General features: G+C 41.2%; 11 protein-coding genes and 2 pseudogenes. 8 read left to right on the top strand and 5 right to left on the bottom strand.

Annotated features, from left to right (window positions below):
* Positions 1-498: 498 nt before the first annotated feature.
* Entirely contained in the window at positions 499-5,523 is a 5,025-nt protein-coding gene (locus HEQ19_30255; protein ID WYM03122.1) for a hypothetical protein, read from the top strand.
* Between the two features lie 41 nt (positions 5,524-5,564).
* Here the strand turns inward: HEQ19_30255 and HEQ19_30250 are convergent, their stop codons facing one another.
* The gene (locus HEQ19_30250; protein ID WYM03121.1) at positions 5,565-5,876 is read right to left on the bottom strand and encodes a hypothetical protein; all 312 of its coding nucleotides are present in this window, start codon (positions 5,874-5,876) and stop codon (positions 5,565-5,567) included.
* A 363-nt stretch (positions 5,877-6,239) separates the two neighbouring features.
* On the opposite strand from HEQ19_30250, the pseudogene HEQ19_30245 reads away from it, so the two are divergent.
* The 3 genes and pseudogenes from HEQ19_30245 (at position 6,240) to HEQ19_30235 (ending at position 9,063) form a co-directional block, all read left to right on the top strand.
* A pseudogene (locus tag HEQ19_30245) lies at positions 6,240-7,499 on the top strand (transposase).
* A 441-nt stretch (positions 7,500-7,940) separates the two neighbouring features.
* On the top strand, positions 7,941-8,774 hold the full coding sequence (locus tag HEQ19_30240; protein WYM03702.1) for a photosystem II manganese-stabilizing polypeptide: 834 nt from the start codon (positions 7,941-7,943) through the stop codon (positions 8,772-8,774).
* Positions 8,775-8,874: 100 nt separating this feature from the next.
* Positions 8,875-9,063: a hypothetical protein gene (locus HEQ19_30235; GenBank protein WYM03120.1), complete on the top strand. Its 189-nt coding sequence runs from the start codon at positions 8,875-8,877 to the stop codon at positions 9,061-9,063.
* Positions 9,064-9,183: 120 nt separating this feature from the next.
* Here the strand turns inward: HEQ19_30235 and HEQ19_30230 are convergent, their stop codons facing one another.
* The gene (locus HEQ19_30230) at positions 9,184-9,387 is read right to left on the bottom strand and encodes a hypothetical protein (protein ID WYM03119.1); all 204 of its coding nucleotides are present in this window, start codon (positions 9,385-9,387) and stop codon (positions 9,184-9,186) included.
* A 60-nt stretch (positions 9,388-9,447) separates the two neighbouring features.
* On the opposite strand from HEQ19_30230, the gene HEQ19_30225 reads away from it, so the two are divergent.
* From HEQ19_30225 to HEQ19_30210, 4 genes are all read left to right on the top strand, one after another.
* Positions 9,448-10,668: a transposase gene (locus tag HEQ19_30225; GenBank protein ID WYM03118.1), complete on the top strand. Its 1,221-nt coding sequence runs from the start codon at positions 9,448-9,450 to the stop codon at positions 10,666-10,668.
* Positions 10,669-11,312: 644 nt separating this feature from the next.
* Entirely contained in the window at positions 11,313-12,089 is a 777-nt protein-coding gene (locus HEQ19_30220; protein WYM03701.1) for an RNA polymerase sigma factor SigF, read from the top strand.
* Positions 12,090-12,211: 122 nt separating this feature from the next.
* Positions 12,212-13,114, top strand: a complete 903-nt coding sequence (locus HEQ19_30215) for a hypothetical protein (GenBank protein ID WYM03117.1) — start codon at positions 12,212-12,214, stop codon at positions 13,112-13,114.
* A 3-nt stretch (positions 13,115-13,117) separates the two neighbouring features.
* On the top strand, positions 13,118-13,372 hold the full coding sequence (locus HEQ19_30210; protein WYM03116.1) for a hypothetical protein: 255 nt from the start codon (positions 13,118-13,120) through the stop codon (positions 13,370-13,372).
* Positions 13,373-13,661: 289 nt separating this feature from the next.
* Here HEQ19_30210 and psbA read toward each other — a convergent pair whose 3' ends face one another.
* The 3 genes and pseudogenes from psbA to HEQ19_30200 all read right to left on the bottom strand — a co-directional run bounded on the left by psbA (position 13,662) and on the right by HEQ19_30200 (position 17,644).
* Complete coding sequence (psbA, locus tag HEQ19_31535) at positions 13,662-14,744, bottom strand: photosystem II q(b) protein (protein ID WZI67243.1); 1,083 nt, start codon at positions 14,742-14,744, stop codon at positions 13,662-13,664.
* 126 nt (positions 14,745-14,870) lie between these two features.
* Positions 14,871-15,197: pseudogene (locus tag HEQ19_31530) on the bottom strand (DMT family transporter).
* A gap of 779 nt (positions 15,198-15,976) precedes the next feature.
* On the bottom strand, positions 15,977-17,644 hold the full coding sequence (locus tag HEQ19_30200) for a hypothetical protein (protein WYM03114.2): 1,668 nt from the start codon (positions 17,642-17,644) through the stop codon (positions 15,977-15,979).
* Between the last annotated feature and the right edge of the window lie 254 nt (positions 17,645-17,898).

Raw genomic sequence — 17,898 nt, 5'->3', positions numbered from 1 at the left:
CTTTTTCAAATCAGTTAATCACGGGAAAATCCCACAACCAAAACAACCAAACATGAAAATCTCTTGGATAGTCCTCAGTGATGCACTGAGCTTGCCGAAGGGTCGAAATGTTCCCAACCCCCAATTCCCGGTCTCTATTTTCGAGCTATTAGTCTGTCAATTTTGTTTTGAGGGATTTTTGGTAGTGTGAGCGTCTCGCTCACGCGGGCAAGATGCCCGCACTACAGTCCATCATTTTTATCTTGACAGAGTACTATTACGGTCAGAGTCTGAGGCTAATCAAAATTTAAACTTCAATAATTTCTGGAAATTTGAATTTATAGTAAAGAATTTTGATTTCCAGTTTAGATACTTTGAGGATAGTTACCAATTTTCTTAGCAACATGTCTGCTGATCTTCACAACATTTGAACAATGACACATTAAAATTGAAAAGACTTCCCACACCTTTTTAATTTTCAGGTGTAATTTTTATTTATTTCTAGCCTGGGTTTGAGTTATGACAAAGTGGCAATTCACAGCAGCGATCGCCAACGACAATCAGCAGGCTCTGCAAAGGCTAATTCGGGCTATTAAGCTCTCCAAAGGTCAATTTGCTCTGATTTTAGTCCGGTGCAACTATGGGCAATTACGCGGGAAAATGTTGGAAAATCTCCGCTTGCTGACCAAAGACATAAATTTACGAGAACTAGTTCTCCAGCCATCAAGTACGGCCTTACACACCACAATAGTCACAGAACTATTTCTCGATCATCCTGCCGTTATGACAGATGCTTTACCATCGGCTGTGATGGTTTTTGGTCTAGAGTCAATTATCGCCCTCGAAGACTTACTGACTGGCATTAACCAAGCACGAGATATCTACGCCGCAACTTTTACCTTTCCACTGGTGTTATGGTTACAAGATGACGTGGCTTCAATGCTTTCGCGATTAGCACCTGATTTTAAAAGCTGGGCTGCAACCACGATCAAATTTGAACTGGCACAAGAATATTTAATTGCTTTGATCCGGCAAGAAACAGATTCTCTATTTGCCAAAGTGATAGAAGCCGGTGCTGACAAGTTTTTATCTAATGCTGCTCTTGATTTAGCTCCCCAGTCCCAACACCGGCGTGAAATTGAGTCAGCCCGTAATGATTTGTTACGGCTATATAATATCAAGTTAGAACCAGAATTAGAAGCAAGTTTAGAATTTGTTTTGGGTCGTGATGAATACGCCAACGATCAAATTAATGATGCTTTAGCTCATTATCAAAGAAGTTTAGTGCTTTGGCAGCAAGTCGGTTCACCAAAGAGTGGGTTTAGCGGTTTAGTAGCGAATCTGGAAATATATTCTCCTAACCCCCCGATGCTCCCATCCCCCCCACTGCTGCGGCAAGCAGTAGTAATATTCCACCTGGGGTTGTGTTATCGGCGGATGGCGGATTTATCTCAAGGGGCGAACAGCAGGTACTGGCAAGATGCACTTTTGTGGTTTAGGAAATGCCTTGAGGTCTTGGAAGCAGCACAAAGGCAAGACTTAGTTGCCAAATTCATTTCCCCTGCTTGTGAAATGCTACAACGTTTACAAGGTTGGGAAGACTTAGAAGAATTAGCCCAAAAGTCCTTGCGATTGCACGAAACTTATGGTAATCCAGCGCAAGTAGCCCAAGATTATGGCTTTTTAGCAGCGGTAGCGGCTTCTGAATCGAATTGGGTACTAGCTCAGGAATTAGCGAATATGGCACTTTCTATTGCTGAACTAGCAACAGAAGTTTCGCGACAGCAGGAAAGTTCATATCTTTTATTATTAGCACGTACCCAGCGACATTTAGGTGAGTGGGAAGAAGCGATTAATAACCTGGAATGGGCGAGGGTAGTATGTGAGCTACAGTACGAGCCTTCACTGTATTTAGAGATTTTAGAAGAGTTGCGATCGCTCTATTTTTGTGATCGGCATGACTATACAGAAGCCTTTAGCCTCAAGCAAGAAAAAATTCAAATAGAACATCAGTATGGCTTTCGTGCCTTCATTGGGGCAAGTCAATTGCAGCCACAACGTTACAGAATTAACCCGGTCTTAGACATACAAAAAATACCATTTATTCATGAGGAAGTTGCCCAGGAAATAGCAGCATCTGGACGGCAACAAGATGTCAATCGTTTAATTGAACGAATTACCCGTGCTGACTATAAACTTACAGTTATTCATGGACCATCAGGTGTTGGCAAGAGTTCCATTCTCAAAGCTGGGTTAGTTCCAGCTTTGAAGGGAAAAGTAATTGGTGAACGCATCCCGTTGCCGATAGTTTTATCTATTTATACTGGTTGGGTTACAGCCTTGGGGCGCAGTGTCAACCAGGCACTTGCACAGACGGAAATATCGATAGCTATAGACATTACTCCCACGATACTTATCGAAAAATTTCGATTTGCGGCTGAACGAAATCACACAATAATTCTGATATTTGACCAATTTGAAGAATTTTTCTTTATCAGTAGTTCTCCTGCCCAAAAAATTGAATTTTATAAGTTTTTTAGCGAATGTTTAAATATTCCCTATGTAAAAATAATCCTTTGCTTAAGAGAAGACTATTTACATTATTTATTAGAATTTGAGCGCTTAAGCAAAAAACATAGCGATGGATTATATGATTTAGGGGTGATTAATAAAAACATTCTAGATAAAGATATTCGCTACTATTTAGGTAAATTTTCTCTTGAGGATGCCTGCGGAATAATCCACAGCCTAACTAAACGTTCACACGATGAATTAAGTGATGCATTAATTAATCAATTAGTAGATGATTTGGCAGAAGATCAAAAGGAAGTACATCCGATTGAATTACAAATAGTCGGCGCTCAACTGCAAGCAGAAAACATTACCACCCTCGAACAATATAAGCTGTGCGGTGGCTCAGAAAAACTCGTAGAGCGGTGGCTGGAGGAAGTGATTAAAGATTGTGGTCAAGAGAATGAAGAACGGAGTTGGAAATTATTATTTGAATTAACTGATGAAAAAGGCACACGGCCGCTAAAAACAAAAGCTGATTTAGCAGTAGCGCTGGGGAATAACCAGGAAATAATATCGAATTTTGATGCCGATTGGGAATTAATTTTAGAAATTTTGGTAGGTTCAGGGTTGGTATTACGAGAGCGAGAAGAATTGGGCGATCGCTACCAACTGGTTCACGATTATTTAGTGGAACCGATTCGCCAAAAAAATAATTATGGCATAGTTGCCGAATTAGAAAAAGTCAGATTTGAAAAAAGCAGAGCTGAAGTGGCCCAAAAACTATCTCAAGAGCATCTAAATGTCGTTTTGCAACGGCGATTGCGAGAAGCACGTCTAGTAGGTTTAGCCCTGGCAGTCATGGCCGGAACCATAGCGACATTATGGTGGCAAGCCGACCTACAAAAAAGAGATGCTCTTCGCCAAACTCAAAGAGCTGAACGCAGTGAAACTAACTTTAAAATTAGTGCTATTACTGCCACAAGTGAAGCTCTGTTTGCTTCTAATAAAGAATTTGATGCCCTGCTGGAAAGTTTGCGGGCTTGGCGAAGACTTCAACAGGCAGATGGTGTTCAATCAGACACGAGGATGCGGGTGGTAACAGCCCTACAACAGGCAGTTTATGGGGTAAAGGAGTTAAATCGCTTAGATGGACACCGTGATATTGTCTGGAGTGTCACCTTTAGCCCTGATGGTCAATTAATAGCATCAGGCAGTACAGATAAAACGGTGAAACTGTGGCGTCCTGACGGCACCTTAATCCAAACCCTCAAAGGTCATACTGATGGTGTAACTAGCCTGAGTTTCAGCCCCGATGGTCAGACCCTAGCCTCTGCCAGTCTTGACAAAACCGTGCAAATGTGGCATAAGAACCCGATTACGGGTATCTTTGATCCACAGCCATACACAACCCTAGAAGGACATGGAGACTGGGTTTATAGCGTCAATTTCAGTCCTGACGGCGAGTTGCTGGCTACTGGCAGTAAGGATGCAACTATCAAGCTCTGGCGCAAGGATGGTAGCCTAGTAAAAATACTTAGGGGACATCAAGGGTGGGTTAACTGGGTAACTTTCAGTCCTGATGGTCAATTTTTAGCCTCAGCCAGTGAAGACAAAACTGTAAAAATTTGGCGGCGAGATGGTAGCTTAGTAACCACTTTACATGGGCATCAACGCGGTGTTACCGCTGTAGCTTTCAGCCCCAACGGTCAAACCTTGGCGTCTGGGGGTAGAGACAGAACGGTGAAACTTTGGCAGCGCCAACCCAATAGTAGTAAAAACAGGATTGATTTTCGTCCCACAAAAGTGCTACCACAGCATAGCAAGACAGTTTGGAGCCTAAGCTTCAGTCCTGATGGTGAAAAGTTAGCTTCTGGAAGTGATGACAACACGATCAACCTTTGGAGTACCACCGGCTCCTTACTCAATACCTTCAAAGGACATAGCGATGCTGTTGCGAGTGTAGCTTTTAGCCCAGATAACAAACTGCTGGCTTCGGCCAGTTATGACAAAAGCGTCAAACTGTGGCGTCTAGATGCCTCAACATTACCGATCCTCCAGGGGCATAAGGATCGAATTTTTAGCGTCGCCTGGAGTCCCGATGGTCAGATGTTGGCTTCTGGTAGTCGCGATCGCACCGTCAAACTCTGGCAACGATATGATATGGACGGCAAGGTGGAAACCCGACTTTACAAAACTTTACTGGGGCACACAGATAAAGTTTCTAGTGTCAGTTTTGACCCCAAGGGTGAAATGCTGGCATCGGCAAGTTATGACAAAACTGTAAAACTTTGGGGGCGTGATGGGACTTTACTCAAGACCCTCGACGGACATAGCGATAGTGTCATGAGTGTCAATTTCAGTCCTGATGGTCAAATTTTAGCTTCAACTAGTAAAGATAAAACAGTAAAACTCTGGAAACGTAATGGTCAGTTGTTAAAAACCTTGGTGGGACATCAAGGTTGGGTGAATAACGTTAGTTTCAGTCCCGATGGTCAAATTTTAGCTTCTGCTAGTGATGACCAAACAGTCAAACTGTGGCGACGGGATGGGACTTTGATCAAAACTTTTTCACCCCATGAAAATTGGGTGTTAGGCGTCAGCTTTAGTCCAACTGACCAGCTGCTAGCTTCCGCCAGCTGGGATAACACCGTCAAGCTGTGGCGGAGGGATGGGACATTGTTAAAGACATTGTTAAAGGGTTACAGCGATAGCGTCAACGCTGTGACTTTCAGTCCTAATGGAGAAATGCTAGCAGCCGCCAGTTGGGATAGCACAGTTAAACTCTGGAGTCGTGAGGGTAAATTGATTAAAACCCTGACTGGACATCGCGGTGCAGTATTAAGTGTCAGCTTTAGTCCCGATGGTAAAACTTTGGCATCGGCGAGTGATGACAACACAATCATTTTATGGAATTTGGATCTTGATGATCTACTGCTTCGTGGTTGTAACTGGGTGGGTGATTACCTCAAGCACAACCGCAACGTTGATCAGCGCGATCGCCTTCTTTGTGATACTATCACCCACAGCTAACATATTTTTGTTAGTTTCAACCTGCCTATAGCTGGGATAATTCAGCGATTGTCAGTAGCTTCTTCTGGCAATTTTGCGATGAAAGCTTGTAATCTCATGCGCTCAATATAAGGCCAGCCGCCCTCAGATTCAATGTCTTTCAGTAGAGAGTAGAGTTGCTGGCGGTTTTCTGGCAAACTGTCTTGAAAAGAGCCATCACGAATTTCTCGATGTAACTGCTCCAACTTCCGTAGTAAGGCTAAAAGCGCTATAGAATCGCCAAGACTGTCCTCAGCTGCATCATATACCGTAGTGGCGATCGCCTCTAGTTTATCAGACAACTTCCCTGATGCGAAATTTCGGTCGTTGTTCATCCAGTTTCCTCCGTGTTAATCAGGTCTATTCAAATTTAACTTTACACCGTAAGTCCCCCACTGAACCTGTACCCAGGTCAGTGGCGGGATATAAGGTGGGCAATGAGGAATTGACCAACAAGCGACAATAACCGCAGGTTATTCAGAAACGTTGGTCGATGACGAATTGCCAATCTTCGTATTTGGAAGTGAATCAATATATTCTTCTATTAGTTGGGTCAAGGTCTTATCTTGATTTACTGCATAGTTCCTGAATTTACTCATTCTCCTAATGGAAATTCTCAAGCTTATTCTACATTCTTTCATTTAGTCCACCCAATCGACACACGTTTATGTTATCCTATTTTTTAGGAGGAAAAACAAATGATAACTTCATACCAGTATCGATTGCGCCCCACAAAACAACAAATAACTCAGATTGATAGATGGCTAGATATGCTTCGCTGTCAATATAACTATTTGTTGGCTGATCGTTTTCGCTGGTATGAAGAAAATAGATGCTCTATCAATTCTTGCTCTTTATTTGTTTGTCACTTGCCAGAATTGCGAGATAATCCTGACTACTACAGCCAGCAAAACTCATTACCCCAACTAAAAAAAGATAGACCGTGGTACAAAGAAATTCACTCGCAGGTTTTGCAAAATGCAGCCAAACGAGTTGAGTTAGCTTTTGATAGATTTCTAGGTGGAGATGGCAAAGGAAAACGAAGCGGAAGACCTCGGTTTAAAGCTCCTAACCAATACAAAACTTTTACCTATCCATCCATGAAAGCCGATTGCATCGATAAAAGTTTCATAACTCTTCCCAAGATTGGAAAATTGAAGCTGACACTACATCGTGCAATACCCGACGGATTCAAAATCAAGACTTGCTCTATCACAAGAAAGGCTGATGGATATTATGTAACTCTTAGTTTAGAAGATAAGACTGTACCTGCAATTAAGTCTGACTTCAATCCCGATTCTATAACTGGGATTGATGTTGGCTTGAAAGAATTTTTGACTACTTCCAGTGGAGATGTAGTCAAAATCCCGCAGTATTATCGTCAATCTCAGAAACGGTTACGGGTTATCCAAAAACGAGTATCCCGTAGAAAAAAGGGGAGCGTTGGTAGGCAAAAAGCTATCAAGCAATTAGGTAAACAGCACAAAAAAGTTGCAGACAAAAGGAAGGATTTTCATTTTAAAACTGCAAACAATCTATTGAAAAAATACGATGTTATAGCGGTTGAAGATTTGAATGTAAAAGGACTTGCGCGTACTCGATTAGCAAAATCTATACTTGATGCTGGATGGTCAAGCAATAGTCGATACTACAAATCAAAGCCGAAAACGCTGGATTATGTGTTATCTCAGTTAAAGCATCTAGCACAAGTCAAGATTGCTCTAGTTGTGGGGTGAAAGTTCCCAAAAAGCTGCATGAAAGATGGCATGACTGCCCTAGTTGTGGGTGTAGTCTTGACCGCGATCATAATGCAGCGATAAACATAAGAAAAAGGGCGGAGGGTCATCCCGTCCTCAAAAGCCAATAGCCTCCTAAGCGATAGCCGGATTGTATTGGAAGCCCCCACTGAAACGGTACTCCGTTCAGTGGTGGGAGATGTCACTAGTGGAGTCCTTTGATTTTGAGTTTCAAAAAATCGTATGATCTGGCTAATTTCCCTATCAACAAAATAGGTTGTATGTAGTGGCGACACATACATAATACAAAACGACTTGAGCGGCGCCGCTGTTTCCTATGGGAACAGCATGGCACGAAGACTGCCGACCGAGATTTAAATACATGTGGTAAATCTCGAAAAATATGCACGGAAGGCTAAACCGTGTCTGGAGGTTAAAGCCTCCCAGCAGGACGCACTCGCGTTCGACTCCGCTCGGCTTTAACCTGGAACGTTTGTGCAGCGTACCGTTCGCGGTAGGGTTGCCAAGCAACGGGAAGCAGAAGGGTTAGGGGATAACTGCTACCATACTCCCATTGAAATGTCAAGTAATATCTAGCTTTGTCTAGATTTTATGTAGCAGAAGTCAAAACTTAGATATTAATTTTTGAAATTGAGGTTGACCATGAGGTATCGCGCTTTAATTGTTGCATTTTTGGCATTGTGCCTGGGACTAGTAACTGCTTGTAGTGATGGTCCATCGTCTAATAGCACGGATATACTGACTTACGAACAAATTCGGGGTACTGGGTTGGCTAATAAATGCCCCCAACTGTCAGAAACAAGCCGTGGTTCGATTTCTATCGATTCTACCCAGTCCTACGCCATCAAAGAACTTTGCTTGGAACCGACTCAATTCTTTGTCAAAGAAGAACCCGCCAATAAACGCCAACAAGCAGAATTTGTTGCTGGTAAATTGTTGACCAGATACACCTCCACCATTGACCAGGTACAAGGCGATCTGAATATCAATCCAGATAGTAGCCTCACCTTTGCCGAAAAAGATGGTCTTGACTTCCAAGCTATCACCGTGCAGCTTCCTGGTGGTGAGCGAGTACCTTTCCTCTTTACCATCAAAAATTTGGTTGCTCAAACACAACCTGGCTTAACAAGTCTGAATACCTCCACCGACTTTGAAGGCACATTCAAAGTACCTTCCTATCGTGGTGCTGCTTTCCTAGATCCTAAAGGTCGTGGTGTCGTCAGTGGCTATGATAATGCTGTGGCTCTCCCCGCCCAAGCAGATGATGATTCACTCACCCGCACTAACGTCAAGCGTACTGATGTTCTCAGTGGCAAAATCTCTCTGCAAGTAGCCAAAGTAGATAACATTACTGGCGAAATTGCTGGAACTTTTGAGAGTGAACAGCCCTCTGATACTGATTTAGGCGCAGGCGAACCGAAGGAAGTCAAAATTCGTGGTCTGTTTTATGCCAAAGTTGAAGCAAAAAAGGCGTAAATTGGCTTGAATATCGTAGCTAACTGGCATCCTATAATTCTGGATGCATGAGACTTGAAGCTAAAAATTAACCCACATACCCATCTTGTTTGATTAAGGTATGTGGGTTTTTTACGGGGCACTGCCGTACCCTGATGACAGATGTGTTGCAATTATAGCAGGTGACACAACGACCGCTCAGTGCATCGCTGGGGACACAACGACCGCTCAGTGCATCGCTGGGGACACAACGACCGCTCAGTGCATCGCTGGGGATTGGGGACTGGGTTACAAGTCTGATTGTGTCTAGGTTTTATCATCAGTTAATGTCCTAAGCACTTTGGCGGTTGCTATAATTCAAAACTTTTGACTATTGACTATTGACTCTTGACTCTTGACCAGAATATCAACGGCGAGCAAGCCCCTGCTTTCAAGCATGGGGGCTAGCCGTTGGCGATTTTAATCGCCGTCCCCATTCCTCGATTAATTCACTAGCACTCAAACCTCTGCTTTGTGCTTCTAGTTTAATATTCTCCCAAGCCGTAGGTGTTAGAACTACGGTTCTTTTGGCTTTAACTTCATCGTGCAATATTGGTATATTCTTTAATCTTTTTTGTCCTTTTTTAGTTGTCATTTTTAGATATTCCGTGTATACTAGATATAGTATAGGCGATAAAAAGGGGGTGAGGCAAGAGTGTTGGTACTAGAATATAAAGCCGTTGTCAAAAAAGCCCAATCAACAGCAATAGATGAGGCTATTCGTACAAGTCAATTTGTGCGAAATAAAGTGCTTAGATACTGGATGGATAATTGCGGCGTTAAGCCTTCGGCATTAAAATGCGGTAAAAAAGAACTGTATCAGTACAACACTCAACTAAGAGCCGAATTTAAATTTGTTAATGATTTAAATAGTCATGCTTGTCAGGCATCAGTAGAAAATGTAGAACGAGCTATCAACAGGTTTTTCGATAACTGCAAGAAAAACAAGCCTGGAAAGAAAGGTTATCCCAGGTTCAAAAAGCATAGCCGTTCAGTTGAATACAAGGTGTCTGGGTGGAAACTACATCCAACAAAACGTCGTATAACGTTCACTGATAAAAAAGGTATTGGCGAACTCAAGCTGTTAGGTAAATGGGATATTCATCAATACCCTATTGAACTAATTAAGCGAGTGCGAATTGTGCTTAGAGCCGATGGTTGTTATGTGCAGTTTTGCGTCAAAATTGATAATCAACAAGATGCACCACCAACTACATCTGAAATCGGTATCGATGTGGGGCTAGAATACTTCTACTCTGATAGCAACGGCAACCATGTTCGCGAAGCGTCTCGCAGAGAAGAAAACCCGCGCTTTCTCCGCAAGGCTGAAAAAGATATCAAACGGGTTCAACGTAACATTTACAAGAAAAAGAAAGGGTCATCTGGCAGAAGAAAAGCACGTGGTGTTTATGCTCGGAAACATTTAAAAGTAGCTCGACAAAGGAATGAACACGCCAAGAGACTGGCGCGTAACTTAACCCTGGCTAACGCTAAGGTAGTCGTGGAAGATTTAAATATTTCCGGCATGGTGAAAAACCACAAACTTGCTAAGAGTATTTCTGATGCATCTTGGTACAACTTCTGTCAGTGGCTCGACTACTTTGGAGAGAAGTTTGGGAGAGAAATTATTGCAGTTCCTCCCCACTTCACTTCGCAAGAATGCAGTAATTGTGGTGCAAAAGTACAAAAATCTCTAAGCACTCGAACTCATTCTTGTCCACATTGCGGATACGTTGCACAACGTGATGTGAATGCAGCCAAAGTAATTTTAAGTCGTGTAAACGCTAGGGGTGGGCAACCCCAAAGTAACGCCAGTCGAGATGTTCCCTCTACTTCTATTGGTTGCAAGACCTGTAAAAGCAAGGAACGTCAGTGACGCTGGAATCCCCCGGATTTATCCGTGGGGAGTGTCAACCTTGAGCATCTAGTACTCTGTCAAGATAAAAATGATGGACTGTAGTGCGGGCATCTTGCCCGCGTGAGCGAGACGCTCACACTACCAAAAATCCCTCAAAACAAAATTGACAGACTACTAGCCTAAACAAAGTCATATTTGCATATCTACGTATATTTATAGCTACATGCTTGTTAAACATAAAAATTGTATGAATTTATGGCATTTATATACGTATTTTTGCTGAAGATATAATTTTTGATAATACGGTAAAAACCTAAATACTTTATTATATATCTCTATAAGATAAACTCATAATTAATTACTGAAATTAAGTACAATCGCGGTTTCAAAATTAGCCAAAAATTTAATATTTTGGCATTATGCGGTTTACAAATACCGCAGATAACTCTCAAGTTAAAACACAAAAAAAATCCTGATTTTGCTGATTGAGTTTTTGTCTGCTAGATTGTCAATCCAGTTATGGCTTTTTTTGAGGGAAAAGTTGTTATCTGCCATAGAATTTGTTGGGTAAAATGGCGCGATATTTGCTTTGATATCGCGCAAGTTTAAATTTGATTCAAAGCGAGTATTTGACGATTGATTTGCTCAATAAACGCGGTGCTATGTCTATTACAGTCACCAATGAACTGAAGCATGAAATTTGGCAGTTGCTGCGAGAATATCAGCAATCGCGCTCCGAAACTGTTCGGAATCAACTAGTAAAAGTTAATTTTGGATTGGTGAGAAAAGAAGCTCACTACTGGATGAATCAATGCCATGAAAGCTACGAAGATTTGCTCCAGGTAGGCTGTTTGGGTTTAATTCGGGCTATTGAAAGATTTGAAATTTCTAAGGGACATGCTTTCAGTTCTTTTGCTATTCCCTATATTCGTGGTGAAATTCAACACTACCTGCGAGATAAAGGTGTAACGGTACGAATTCCCCGCCGCTATTTAGCACTGCAACAACAGGCGATTGGAGTTGCGCGTTCTTTGCGCGAAAAATACAATCGTCAACCTACAGATTCTGAATTAGCAGCAGCATTGGAAATTTCTCCGAATGAATGGCAAGAAATCAAATTAGCATGGATCAATCGTGCGCCTTTGAGTCTAGATGTCCCTGTACAAGATGGGGAAGAAGGTTCTACAAGTTTGGGCGAATTGGTTCCCGATCCTCACTACCGCAGCTTTCAATTGGCGCAAGAAGACCAACTACGTCTACAGCTAGCATTGGTTCAGTTAGAACAACGTACTCGTGATGTCTTAGAATGTGTATTTTTGCATGATTTGACACAAAAACAAGTTGCGGAACACTTGGGTATTAGTGTAGTCACAGTTTCCCGTAGAGTCAAGAAAGGGTTGGACTTGTTGAAACATCTGATGGGTGTGGTTGAGAATTAACTGTCAATCAGTTATATACGGATTTATGCTGATATTCCAGTACCAAAAATGACTAATTAATGGAAAAAGTAGGTTATAACGGGAACAAAAAGCAAATTTTTTATCGCTTTTGAGAAGGGCTAATGAGCAGAAGAAATTTAACAATTGCAAGTGCAGCCATTTTAAGTTTAGCGATCGCTGGATGTGCCTCAGAAGCTACTCCAGAGGCTGCTAATCCGACTCCGAGCGCAACACCTGCAGTACAGCCAGTTGTAGCAAAGTCGCCTACAGCTGTTCAATCCTTTAATAATCCAGTGGTGGCTGCTAAGAAAGATCCACTAGGTATATCACCAGTGTCTTTGACAGCTTCTAACTTGATTCAACCAACTAATGCTACAGAGCGGGTAGTTGTGGTGTCTCAAGGGCGACCAGACCCATTTGGCCAAATTGTTGGGCAGATGTTACCCGGAGTGGTTAATATCAATAACCCAGTTCCTAAGTTACCTCTTTTGCCTACTCTCAGGACAGTAGCCGCGAAAGGACAACAACAGAAAAGTCAGGTCAAACAAGTCGGTATAAACCCACAAACGCCTAAAATCCACAAAGGGGCGATCGCCAGTGCTGCGACATCGACACCGAGAGCAAAGCCTAAACCTGGCTTGATTTCAGTCTTACCTAAAGTTTTACCCCTAGTTGTCGTCCCCTCAAATCTCAAATCTGTATTACCACCAGCGCCTGATCCCGAATTAGCCAGGACGGTGCTGGTAAGCGGTGTAGTTATGCTAGGTAATCAACTCCAAGCAATTATTAAACTACCGGATGAGCCGACAAGTCGCTATGTTGAGGCCGGACAGCGACTAGCAAACGGTCTGCTGATTAAACGGATTGAAATGAATGAAGGCGACAACCCGGTCGTGATTGTGGAACAATACGGTATTGAAGTAGCCAGAATGGTAGGAGAAGCGCCATCAGCTAAAGCGCCTGTCGCCAATCCTGTTTCTGGAACAACACCGTCCCAAAATCCTGCTAATACCGGAGCTTCATAAAAGATGGAGACTAAGGAAAAAATTGAATTTGCTGGTTTACCTTTAGCTGTTTATCACGAGATAGCAGCTCATTTGCGTCAAGTTGAAGGGGTGGAAGTAGGTTTAATTCCCCAGTCGTCTTTGGAGTTTGATTATGATCAAAGTCAAATCCAAAGTTTGTGGATTGAGTGGGGAGAAAATTCTACATCACAAAGTCGGCAGCGTGTTCAGCAAATTTTGGCTTATTATCAAAATCGTTACTGCAATACTTTAAACTGACCGTTTTCAACCTGAATTAGAATGGGTTGACTCTGACGTTCTCCGTTTTGAAACTGGAGTTTATCCCCTGATGTTTCTGTAGGTGACAGATTTATCTGCGGTAATTTTTGCAGAACTGTTCAATAGTTGAGACTAAAAAGCGCCCCCCAGTAGATATTTCTGACAATCAATGTAGAGACGTTACGTGTAACGTCTCTACAAAGGTTTAAGGTAACGCATAATTAATTTCCCGTCTAATAAGCAAAATGTTGTTCCTTCGCAAAGAAGTTATTGCTTGTATCTCAGACAATTAACCGTTGATAGCCGGATCTCTAAAAGCAACAGGAATAACAACACCTGTAGAAAGGTCTAAGGGAAAGTTCTGAGTGTTAGGCTCATGCATTACTTCTATACCCAGGTTAGCGCGGTTGATCACATCAGCCCAAGTACTGATAACGCGACCAGTAGAATCAATCACAGACTGGTTGAAGTTAAAACCATTCAAGTTGAACGCCATTGTGGTGACGCCCAATGTGGTAAACCAAATACCGATGACAGGCCAAGCTGCTAACCAGAAATGCAGAGAACGGCTATTGTTGAAGGGAGTATATCGGAAGATGAGGCGACCGAAGTAACTGTGAGCAGCTACGATATTGTATATTTCTTCTTCGTGACCGAACTTGTAACCGTTGTTTTGCGATTCGTTTACAGTGCTTTCACGTACCAAAGAGGAAGTTACCAAGCTTCCGTGTATTGCAGAAAAGAAAGAACCACCGAATACACCAGCCACACCTAACATATGGAAGGGATGCATCAAGATGTTGTGTTCTGCTTGGAATATGATCATGAAGTTAAAGGTTCCAGAGATACCCAAAGGCATACCATCACAGAAGGAACCTTGACCAATGGGGTAAATTAAAAAGACTGCGATAGCTGCTGCTACAGGAGCAGAAAATGCTAGGCAAATCCAAGGACGCATACCTAAGCGGTAGGACAATTCCCACTCACGACCGAGGTAGCATAATACGCCAATTAAGAAGTGGAAAATTACCAATTGGTATGGTCCACCGTTATACAGCCACTCATCTAAGGAAGCAGCTTCCCAAATGGGGTAGAAGTGTAAGCCTATAGCGTTAGAGGAAGGAACAACTGCACCAGAGATGATGTTATTTCCGTAGAGTAAGGAACCTGCTACTGGTTCGCGCATACCATCAATGTCTACAGGAGGAGCAGCGATGAAGGCGATGATGAAACAGGTGGTTGCAACTAGGAGGGTGGGAATCATCAGGACACCGAACCAACCAATGTATAGACGCTTGTTGGTGCTGGTAATCCAGTTACAGAACTGCTCCCATATGTTAGCGCTTTGCCACGGCTGTAAGGTGGCTGTCATAGATTTATGATTGCGGTTAAATTTTTTATATAAATTTTCCCAAGCGGTATTTAAAATATTATCTCCTATAATCATAAAAATGCCTAAGATTGTTATCACAACTCCTATAAATTGATTTATTTCTAATTTTTCATTTAAAATTGTATGGGCAGCTAGTAAAGTGATTGCCGGACCAATCATACTAATAATTGCCGACTGTGAAGAGCCAATACGCTTTATACCTTCAAATAAAATAAAGAAAGGTATAACAGTACAAAAAACTGCAATTATAGTAGTATAATAATATTCATTGAAATTAATATTAAATTCCGGCCATACACCAAAGCATAAAGCGTATATACATAAGCATAAAAATGTAAATGTATTAGAAATAGTTGTGAATTTAATAGAACCTATGGATTCAATAATAGATTGGCTTTTAATAAGATAAAGTGCATAGGAACTAGCTGCCATAATTGCCCAAACACTACCTTCAAGATTGTTGATGAATATAGACCATTTGCTGGTAATTCCCACAATGATACCAATTCCAATGTAAGTAATTATAAAAGCACCTAAATGATTTTTGGCAGGTAATTTACGGCTGGCTATTGCAGTAAAGATAAGAATCATAGCAGGATAAGTAAAGAAAATAACTCGCTCAACACTGACATCAAGCAACGATATTCCTGTTAAGTCTGTTAGTATAGATAAAAAATATAAAAAACCTGTCAAAAAGCACTCTATAAGATGTTTTAGTTTTATGGGAATATTATTACGTCGTTGGACTGCAAGAAACCCTAGCCAAAATAATGGTGCAGATATTGCATTTCTTAATAACAATAATGCAATAACACTGATACCTTCTTCAAAAGCAAGTTTTACAAAAATTCCTTTCAAGGCAAATGCAGATGCGGCAATAATAACAAGCAATACTCCAACGGCTTTAAAATTGAACGAATACTCAGTATTATCATGCTTTTTTTGATTTTCTTTATCATTAATCAAGTCTTCATTTTTATTTTTCATTGCTTCGCTTGATGGTTGTGGTGGTTAGTTTTTAGACATATAAAAATACTGCTTGTGTTAAGGGTAAAAAATGTGTAGATTGGATTTTTTTCAAGCAAATCTACAAATATTCTTCACCGAACCGAGCAGTATTAAGACAGAATATGTAACAGAGAAAGGATGTCACTCTTCGTATCGAATTCAATAATAAATAAAAATTAGATATAACCTGAGTGACTCGTTTCCTAAACTAATTGTGCTGTTTTGTGTGAACTATTAAATTGTGCCTCAGTTACCGCTAAATCAAATTTAAGAGTGATTAGCTCCTGTGATAACGCTGGTAGGCTAGTATATTGTGCTAGAGCTTCTACAATTGTGATGTCTTGCTCACATGCTATGGTAATCAGATCACTCACACCTTGTTTTATTTGTCTGTATACAATTTCATGCCCTAAACGCTTATAATAGGCAGGTGTTTCTTCACATTCCATCGCCTTGGTGATACCCCCATTTGTCGTTGCTCTAAAAAATATTTCTACTTTAGAATTCCCAGCTCCGCCTGGAGTCATCGTTTGACCTGGCAAGGTGATAATACCTCTAAGCTTGAGATTTCTTGCTATTATCACTCCCCTATCACCAGAAGGAAGTGACCAGTTTTCTGACAGCAATAATGTTGAATTATCTGGAATAGCGTTAAGGTTGGAATTCTCCAGTGCTTTGCCAAATGTAGTTGCAATAATTACCCTAGGTCTTCCATTTTTACCTAAAGCTTCATCAGTGAATTTTCCAGATTCTGCGGGGACAACATCCCAACTAACAGGAATTCTCTGATATTCTTCACCATTCATACGGTATCTCTCGTTTTCTAAAATAGGAACGAGCTTTTCTTTTGTTTCAGTGTCTATCTTGATAGATTTGGTATAGTCATAAGCGATATCTGACACTAATACATTATTAAATCCTTGCTCTGCTAGTCGTCTAGCTAAGTCAGACCCCATTGCGCCTGCAGATCCAATAAGCGATATGGGAAGATTTTTATCAGAAGCATCAAATAACCCATACTCACTAGCTGCATCAAACCCACCTAAAAGTCCAGTGACTGTATAGGCTGCTTTACCACCTCCACCACCAACAGATGCATCAACACCCAAAACTTGTGGTGTATGTTCGTGTGCATAATCAGCCAATTTCTTATTTGGGCCAAAATCAGGCGTAATAAATAAGGCTCCAGCAGGTATGTAAGAGTTTTCTTCTACAATATCTCCCTTGTTATCTACTTTTGTAGCCCCTCTCCGTCCGTTCAGAAATGCTCCTACTTGCTCAAAAATCATAGTGTACACTTCATACGCCTGTGGATGATTTGCATTCACAATAATCTCGTGGATTTCGTGATTATTTGCTAGAATTACCGCTCTACCACCTTGAAATTCCAGCCTCATAAAATCTCTGGAAAACTGGTAGCCATCAGGAATATCTGTTTGTGCTTCATTTTGAGCTTTCAAATATTTTAAAATTCTACCTTGCGCTGAAATTAATTCATCCAATGCACCCTTACGAGTAGCTGTACTCAGGTAATTGTGTTTGATATGACTTTCATAAAACGCCAGTTTAACTATGGAATTTAGCGCATTGAGACGGCTTTGTTTGTCGTCACCTTTTACTGGAGGTTCTGCACGTGTACCTCCATAGGAAGAATTAAAGTTTAAAACTGGTTTTAGGTTTTTCGGATCAACTATTTTACTATTGTCAGGGTTTATAAACGCTTGAGGATTATCTACTGATTGCCGGTTAACAGCTAAAAAAACTGTGGCAACATCGGGTATCTCAATCTCATAAATGTATATATTTAGATTGATGTATTCTTTAGCGTTGATGAAAAAAAGATTGGTTTTAGGCTGCATTGTGGTTGACATTTGATAGATAGCTCCTTGTTTGGTTAGTTTTTAGGACTAAAGTCCTAAAAAAGCGATAAATCGTTGATTACATACCCCGAAAATTTCTGTGGTGGACTACTAGTCCCGCCATTTAAACAGAACCATCAGATAAGCATCGAACTGCTTATTGATGCCTCAAACAATAGCTAGAAGTTTTTTGAAAGTAAAGTATAAATAAATACAAATAGTTTCTCCTGACATTAATTTGCAAATGGTATAATTTTTGCTAATCT

The organism is Gloeotrichia echinulata CP02 (assembly GCA_038087035.1).
Lineage (GTDB): Bacteria > Cyanobacteriota > Cyanobacteriia > Cyanobacteriales > Nostocaceae > Gloeotrichia > Gloeotrichia echinulata.
The sequence above is the reverse complement of the archived record's forward strand: the minus strand, read 5'-3'. Positions and strand labels throughout refer to the sequence as shown.

Coding starts and splice junctions, on each gene's coding strand:
- HEQ19_30200 (WYM03114.2), bottom strand. CDS start 17,644: ATGTCAACCACAATGCAGCCTAAAACCAATCTTTTTTTCATCAACGCT.
- HEQ19_30235 (WYM03120.1), top strand. CDS start 8,875: ATGTGGGTTTTTTACGGGGCACTGCCGTACCCTGATGACAGATGTGTT.
- HEQ19_30240 (WYM03702.1), top strand. CDS start 7,941: ATGAGGTATCGCGCTTTAATTGTTGCATTTTTGGCATTGTGCCTGGGA.
- HEQ19_30210 (WYM03116.1), top strand. CDS start 13,118: ATGGAGACTAAGGAAAAAATTGAATTTGCTGGTTTACCTTTAGCTGTT.
- HEQ19_30230 (WYM03119.1), bottom strand. CDS start 9,387: ATGACAACTAAAAAAGGACAAAAAAGATTAAAGAATATACCAATATTG.
- HEQ19_30250 (WYM03121.1), bottom strand. CDS start 5,876: ATGAACAACGACCGAAATTTCGCATCAGGGAAGTTGTCTGATAAACTA.
- HEQ19_30255 (WYM03122.1), top strand. CDS start 499: ATGACAAAGTGGCAATTCACAGCAGCGATCGCCAACGACAATCAGCAG.
- HEQ19_30215 (WYM03117.1), top strand. CDS start 12,212: ATGAGCAGAAGAAATTTAACAATTGCAAGTGCAGCCATTTTAAGTTTA.
- HEQ19_30220 (WYM03701.1), top strand. CDS start 11,313: ATGTCTATTACAGTCACCAATGAACTGAAGCATGAAATTTGGCAGTTG.
- psbA (WZI67243.1), bottom strand. CDS start 14,744: ATGACAGCCACCTTACAGCCGTGGCAAAGCGCTAACATATGGGAGCAG.